Origin of the sequence: Roseburia sp. TF10-5 (genome assembly GCF_003462365.1) — a bacterium.
GTDB classification, from domain to species: Bacteria; Bacillota; Clostridia; order Lachnospirales; family Lachnospiraceae; genus Roseburia; species Roseburia faecis.
Map to the genome: position 1 here is coordinate 79931 of NZ_QTYW01000014.1, position 6666 is coordinate 86596.

Annotated in this window: 5 protein-coding genes and 1 riboswitch; all 5 genes read left to right on the plus strand. The window is 32.0% G+C overall.

The window, feature by feature from the left end:
• The first annotated feature begins 47 nt into the window (after nucleotides 1-47).
• Nucleotides 48-926 carry a hypothetical protein gene (locus DXD06_RS12465; protein ID WP_117832178.1) on the plus strand — a complete coding sequence of 293 codons (879 nt, stop codon included), beginning with the start codon at nucleotides 48-50 and terminating at the stop codon, nucleotides 924-926.
• A 398-nt stretch (nucleotides 927-1324) separates the two neighbouring features.
• Entirely contained in the window at nucleotides 1325-2005 is a 681-nt protein-coding gene (locus DXD06_RS12470) for a hypothetical protein (protein ID WP_147343631.1), read from the plus strand.
• 71 nt (nucleotides 2006-2076) lie between these two features.
• Nucleotides 2077-2152: riboswitch (cyclic di-GMP riboswitch) on the plus strand.
• A 103-nt stretch (nucleotides 2153-2255) separates the two neighbouring features.
• Nucleotides 2256-5135, plus strand: a complete 2880-nt coding sequence (locus DXD06_RS12475) for a leucine-rich repeat protein (RefSeq protein WP_158569536.1) — start codon at nucleotides 2256-2258, stop codon at nucleotides 5133-5135.
• A gap of 68 nt (nucleotides 5136-5203) precedes the next feature.
• Nucleotides 5204-5857, plus strand: coding sequence for a hypothetical protein (locus DXD06_RS12480; protein ID WP_117832184.1), 654 nt, complete (start codon nucleotides 5204-5206; stop codon nucleotides 5855-5857).
• A gap of 21 nt (nucleotides 5858-5878) precedes the next feature.
• On the plus strand, nucleotides 5879-6517 hold the full coding sequence (locus DXD06_RS12485) for a hypothetical protein (protein ID WP_117832186.1): 639 nt from the start codon (nucleotides 5879-5881) through the stop codon (nucleotides 6515-6517).
• Nucleotides 6518-6666 lie beyond the last annotated feature (149 nt).

Genomic DNA, 6666 nt, shown 5'->3' on the forward strand with positions numbered 1-6666 from the left:
TTATCTTGCATGGATAAAAATGATGGGATGGTAAAAGGTGGTTTTATATGGTAAAAAGAAGTGTTTGTTTTATTTTAACTTTTGTTATGATAGTTTGTAGTTTGCTAACAGATAATTCTGTGTATGCAGCAAGTAAATTGACAACATTAAAAGTTGACAAGGTGTATAAACAATTTGATTTAGATCATGATGGAAAAAATGAAGAATTATTGTTTAAGGAGCACGAAGTCCCAGAATGGGAAGAGGATATGTGTGATTATTTGAGTGTATATGTAAATGGCAAAAAAATTTTAAATGTGAAAGGAATCTATTATAAAGAACAATATTCGATTTTATTAGTTCAAATGCAAAAGAAATATTTTTTGTATGTAAATTTATGGGGAGACGATGGTGTAGGACCAATTTTAATTTATAAGTATGAGCAAGGTGCTTTTACAAAAGTTTTTGATGGGAATAAGCTATCAGATAAATTTGGATATTGGGGGAGTATAGCCATACAATCTGTTGATAAAAACAAAATAAAAATAAGATTGTCAAGTATGTCTTATGCAGTTGCAAGTATTGAATTGGAGGCAAAATTAAAATACAAGGATGGAAAATTAGTTTTGGCATCGAAAATGTGTAAAGTAAAAAAATATTATAATCGAGAGGAATACAGTAAAAATTCAGATTTATATAAAAAAGATAGAAAGCCATATCTTACTGTGGCCAGAGATATTCAGTTATATAAAACATGTAATAAAAAATCTAAATCTTTTATAGTGAAAAGGGGCGAAAAAGCAAAAATTTTAAAATGTTATATCGGAAATAAGCATGTTATGTATCAAATAAAAACAAAGAGTGGGAAACAAGGATGGTTTTATACGGATAATAAAGTTACAGTAATAAATAACAAATTGTTTGAAGAGATTGTATATGCAGGATAAAAAATGTAAATATTTATTCTGTCATTATAGAAATAGAAACATGTAGGAAAAAGAACAATGAATTTCACATATAAAATAGTCTTTTAGTACTAAATAACAGGGCTCAATAAAGGGCACATATTGATTGCTGTGATAAGAATGTTACAATTAAATATAAAAAACAGTTTGCAAAATATCTAAAAGGTGAAATAAGTGGCGAAAAATGTACTGATTGAATATTTGGAACAAATTTTTAAATTGGAAAAGAGTGTACTTGCTCAACAAAATTATATGAAAAAAGTTAATCAATTGTTTCATGATGTAAATAATACTAAATTATATCAAGAGAAAAAAAGCATACAGAGTCGGAAGGTGGTAATGGGATAATATTATTTGCTGCTTTTATGGGCGGTTTAATTTTGTTCGCAATTGTACTTTGTATTTGGGTGTTCGCAAAACAAGATATAAAATATTATCCGCAAATTTTATTTGTATGTATGGCATTTACATTTTTGCTCGGCGTAATTAATATTTCAAAAGAGAATCATGAAATAGACGATGAAAATAAGCGGATAGAAAATAATAATCGACACATTCGTGAGAAAAATGAAAAGGTCAAGTATTGGATAAAAGAAGAAACAGAGGCTTTGCAGAACGAATATAACAAATTAAGTAGAAAATTAGAAGAGACACAGGATACATTACTACAAATGTATTCGTTGGATGTCATATTTCCGAAATATAGAAATATTATTGCAGTAAGTTCATTTTACGAATACTTATTATCGGGGAGATGTGACAAACTAGAAGGTGCAGAAGGTGCATATAATATTTTCGAATCAGAACTTCGAATGAATTTAATTATAAACAAAATAGATGATGTAATTAAACATTTAGAGAAAATAGAGCAACATCAATATATGTTGTATTCTGCTATTCAAGAAAATAATAAACAGGTTAACCAACTTAGTGGAGAATTAACTATGCTGGTTAATAATTCATGTCAAATTGAGGAAAATACAAGAATGACAGAGTATTATGCTTGGATTTCTGCTAGAAATACAGAAGCAGTCAAATGGAAAGAACTAGGTCTTTTGTAAAATAAAAATGAGTGAACATAAAATTGGAAGTACAATAATTTAATGTATTGATAGAAAATAAAATATATTTGAATTGAAAAAGGCAAAGCAGTTGAAAAATTGTGACGCAATACTATAGGGTCTGTAAAATGGCAGCCAGTTACCAACTAATGTACATGAAGTAAGACATTACGCTGAATGTAAATCAGTTGTCATGTCTTATTTTCATATTAGGAAGTTGATAAAAATGTATAATAAGGGGGATGAGGCGATGAAGATTTTTTTTAAGCGTGTGGTAGTAGTTTTATTAATAGTTACAATGTTTTTTGGAGGAATACCAAATGTAAAAGCACTTGCGATTACGCAAAGTACTGTTAGTAGTCAATTAAATTCTTTAATTGGACAATATGCAAATCATACAGCCACATCCGCACAAATGTATATGGGAAGTCAATGCAAGGGGTTTGCTAATTGGATATTTTTGAAGATTTTTGGAGTATATATAGGGGCGTATCCTGAAAATGCAAATTATAAACTATCAAATGCGAATGCACAATTGGTTGGAATGATTACACCAGGAAGCTTGAATGAAAGTACTGCTAAAACGTTATTACAAAAGGCAAGCCCAGGGGACTATATACAAGTTCAAAGAAGTATTGCAAAGAGTGGTGGTAAATGTGGACCGCATTCAATGATTGTTGTCGGTGTTAGTACAGATGGTGTTCAAGTTTTTGATTGTAACAGTGATGGAAGAAATACTATAAAAACTTATTTATATACATGGCCAAAATTCAACTATGATAATCGAGCAATGACATTGTATCATGCATATAATTATCAAGGTGGTAGTAGTTCAAATAAACCAAAGTACTCCAATTTTTGGTTGTCAAGAAAAAATACATCCTATACGGAGTATGGACTAAATGATAAGATCGAAGTTAATGTCGAAGCTTCTAATTATGACCACTTAACGATGGGGATTGATAAAGATGGCGTTGGTAGAGTCGTAACAAAGGAAATAAATTCACATTATGAATTTTCAGCTAAAGAACTTGGTGCAGGAAGTTATAGTATATATGTGACGGCGAGTAATTCACAAGGATATGTTGACACAAATACTTTATGGTTCAAGATACAAACTAAACCCTCATACACCAATTTTTGGTTGTCCAAGAAAAATACATCCTATATAGAATATTCTTTAGGAGATAATATTGAGGTTAATGTTGAAGCCCAAAATTATGACCATTTAACGGTAGGAATTGATAAAGATGGTGTAGGACGAGTTGTGACAAAAGAAATAACATCACATTATGTATTTTCATCAAGAGATTTAGGAATTGGAAATTACAGTATATACGTTACAGTAGCAAATTCGCAAGGATATGTAGATACTAATACTTTGTGGTTTGCAATAAAAACTCCTCGGTGTGATAGCTTTTCGTTGTCAAAATCTTCTTATGAAATAAATGAGAATATATCGATCAATGTTAAAGCCTCTTATTACAATAAGCTAATAGTAGGAATTGACAAGGATGGAGTAGGGCGAGTTGTGACAAAAAATATTCCGACAAACTACACATTCCAAGCCAAAAGCCTTGGCGTAGGAGATTACACAGTATATGTATCTGTTTATGACAAGAATGAAAATTATACAGATTCTAAAAAATTGAAATTTAGAGTTTATCAAAAGGAATCTGCACATTCATATGGAACGTGGATTACAACTAAGAAAGCAACTTGTACATCAAACGGAACGGAGCAAAGAAAATGTAATCTTTGTGGAAAAACAGAAACACGAACAATTAAAGCAACAGGTCATAAATATACAAATAAGACGATTGCACCAACAATAACAGAGAAAGGATATACGCTTCACACATGTTCAACGTGTGGATATAGTTACAAAGATAATTACACCAATGTAAAGAAGCAACTGCAGTCAATCACGATTTCTACCAAACCGAGTAAAACAACATATAGTGTCAATGATGCAATTGTTACATCTGGAAAGATTGTTGCTACATATACAGATGGATCAAAGACAGAGGTGAGTGGCTGGAAGATTAATGGGAGCACTATCAAGGCTGGAAAATATAATGTTAAAGTCACATATTCAGAAGGTGGCATTACAAAAGAGTCTTCCTATGAGATTCAGGTCAATGAAAAGAGTGTACCGAAAGAGACTCTTTATGTTACCTATAAAACTAATGGTGGTGCAATGTCGCAGACAAAGCAGTCTGGAACCAAGGGATCAACGATTCAGTTGCTAAATGAACGCCCTGCTAAGAGTGTAAATGTTACCTTCCAGCCGAATGGTGGAGATCAGAATCCGTCTCCGGTTAGTCTGCCACAAACCTTTAAGTACTGGCTTTACAATTCCTCGACAACGATGAGCACATCGTATTATCCAGGAAGTTCGCTGTCCTTAACACAGAACTGCACGTTGTATGCGCAATATAATGATGCAAAATTGACAACATTACCTGTAATTTCAAGAGAAGGATACGTCTTTGATGGTTGGTATACACCGAATAATATATTGGCATATGCAGGAATGTCAGTTACGAATGATATGATATTGACTGCTCATTGGACAAAACAGATTCAGAAAACAGATGATAATAAGAATCAGGTTGTTGATGATAAAAAATATGAACTGGATTATGATGCAGATGATGAAATAGATGATGATACATTAATGGTCGGCGATGAACTGGAAACGGATCAGGCAATCTATACAATCACAGAGACGGAGGGTGGGTATTGTGTAGAATATTCAGAACTGTTTGATGATGATCTTAAATCAACATATATACCAGACACAGTTGCGATCGATGGAATTGTGTATAGAGTGACTTCTATCGGAGAGAAAGCCTTTTATAAAAATACATCTTTAAAAAATATTGTAATTGGCTCTAATGTGGAAAAAATTGATGCAAAAGCTTTTTATGGTTGTACATCTCTTAATAGTATTGTGATTAATTCAACGAAGCTGGCATCTGGAAAGATTGGAGCTAATGCATTTAAAAAGATAAATAAAAATGTCAGAGTGTATGTTCTGGCGTCAAAGTATAAGGCATATAAGAAAATGCTAAAGAAAGCCGGAATTGGATCAAAAGCTAAAATTTATAAAATGAGAACTCGTTAATGAAGGTTGTGAAGTATGATCGAGTTGGTGCACAGCAGAAATTGTGCACCAACTAATGGAGAACGGAAATGAATGGGATAAAATTTCGAAAACGAAAAGTAGTGTTGTTTATGCTTGTTATTATAATGGTAAATCAGCTATTTGCCATACAAAAAATATATGCTGTGGAAAAGAACGATGTCAAAGTAGCATATCGTGAATTCCTTTCAGAACAAAATTTGCTTTGGACAAATAGATATACGACAGATGAGGGAATAAAGTTTCGTTTAGAGGACTTAAATAAAGATGGCAAACAGGAATTGTTAATTTATGATGAGTGTGGTTCAAACGCTACCGGTCAATTGGCTGTATATGCATATATAAATGGAAAAGTGAAGTATATGGCTTCTTATCCTTTATGGAAAGTGACTTTTTACAGGAATAAAGTAGGCTTTGTTTATTCTGAAATATATAGGGATGGATATGAAAAACGCTATCAGGTGTACACGGGCAAAAAAATTAAAACAAAGTTTTCTTGTCAAGGCTTTTACGATCAGAGCATGAAAAAAGCAGTGGAAAGCTATTATGATTCCAAGGGAAATAATGTTTCGAAGAAAACATTTAAAAATCAAATACGTAAGTTGAAAAAGAAAGGAAAGAAACTGACAATTTCGGAAGGGGCAAATAATATGTATTTGAACAATAAAGATAATTGTGATAAGTATATTTTGTCTAAGAAATAAGCGAGAAAAGAGGAGAATATTATGCGAAGACGAAGAACACATATCTGTGAAATTATGGTAATTATGTTGGTTATAATCAGCTTATTTACATATCCACAAAGTATACAAGCAAAATCAAACAATGCACAGATTAAGAAGCTTGTGGGCAAAATGGAGAGTTATGAGTATAAACTTCTATCGGATGGCAAGAATAAGGTAAAATTAACCAAAACAGAGATGGCAAAAGCCGCAGCATTGTCAATTGATCGGAATGAAAAAAATCAAATTAAGGTTGCTGAATTTGGTGAAGATAACATCTATAAAATCTCAAATAAGAAATTGAAAGCGGCTGGGAAAAATCTTTTTGGAATCACGATTTCCAGTAAGAATTTGCCAACAACCTTCCAGAAAGATAGTCTTAGTGATGCTTATCGAAAAAAGAATGGAACTGCAGTTGTAAGTATTGCAAACATTGAAACAGAGACGGACTATGTTGTACATAGCATTAAGATTACCAAGAAGTCGGGAAATACATATCGGGTAAAGAAAAATTTATATTATGGATATTGGGGATCAAATAATGGTCAATCCAATTATCAGATTGTTTATCAGGTAAAGCCAAGTTCGAAATCGGTATATGGATATAAAATTACAATGATGAAAATTACTGCAATGGAATAATAGTGATGAAAAATATAAAAATTACAGTTGGAACATGTGCCTATTTGTCACATGCATTTAAATATGTGTGTAGTCAGTATGGTGTTACATCATGTCAAGGAGACCAGCTATGAAAAGTCAACCATAAATTAGCAAAAAATTTCTTTTTC

Bases quoted from the DNA above. Each gene is read 5' to 3' on its own strand.
- DXD06_RS12465 (WP_117832178.1), top strand. From the start codon at position 48: ATGGTAAAAAGAAGTGTTTGTTTTATTTTAACTTTTGTTATGATAGTT.
- DXD06_RS12475 (WP_158569536.1), top strand. From the start codon at position 2,256: ATGAAGATTTTTTTTAAGCGTGTGGTAGTAGTTTTATTAATAGTTACA.
- DXD06_RS12480 (WP_117832184.1), top strand. From the start codon at position 5,204: ATGAATGGGATAAAATTTCGAAAACGAAAAGTAGTGTTGTTTATGCTT.
- DXD06_RS12485 (WP_117832186.1), top strand. From the start codon at position 5,879: ATGCGAAGACGAAGAACACATATCTGTGAAATTATGGTAATTATGTTG.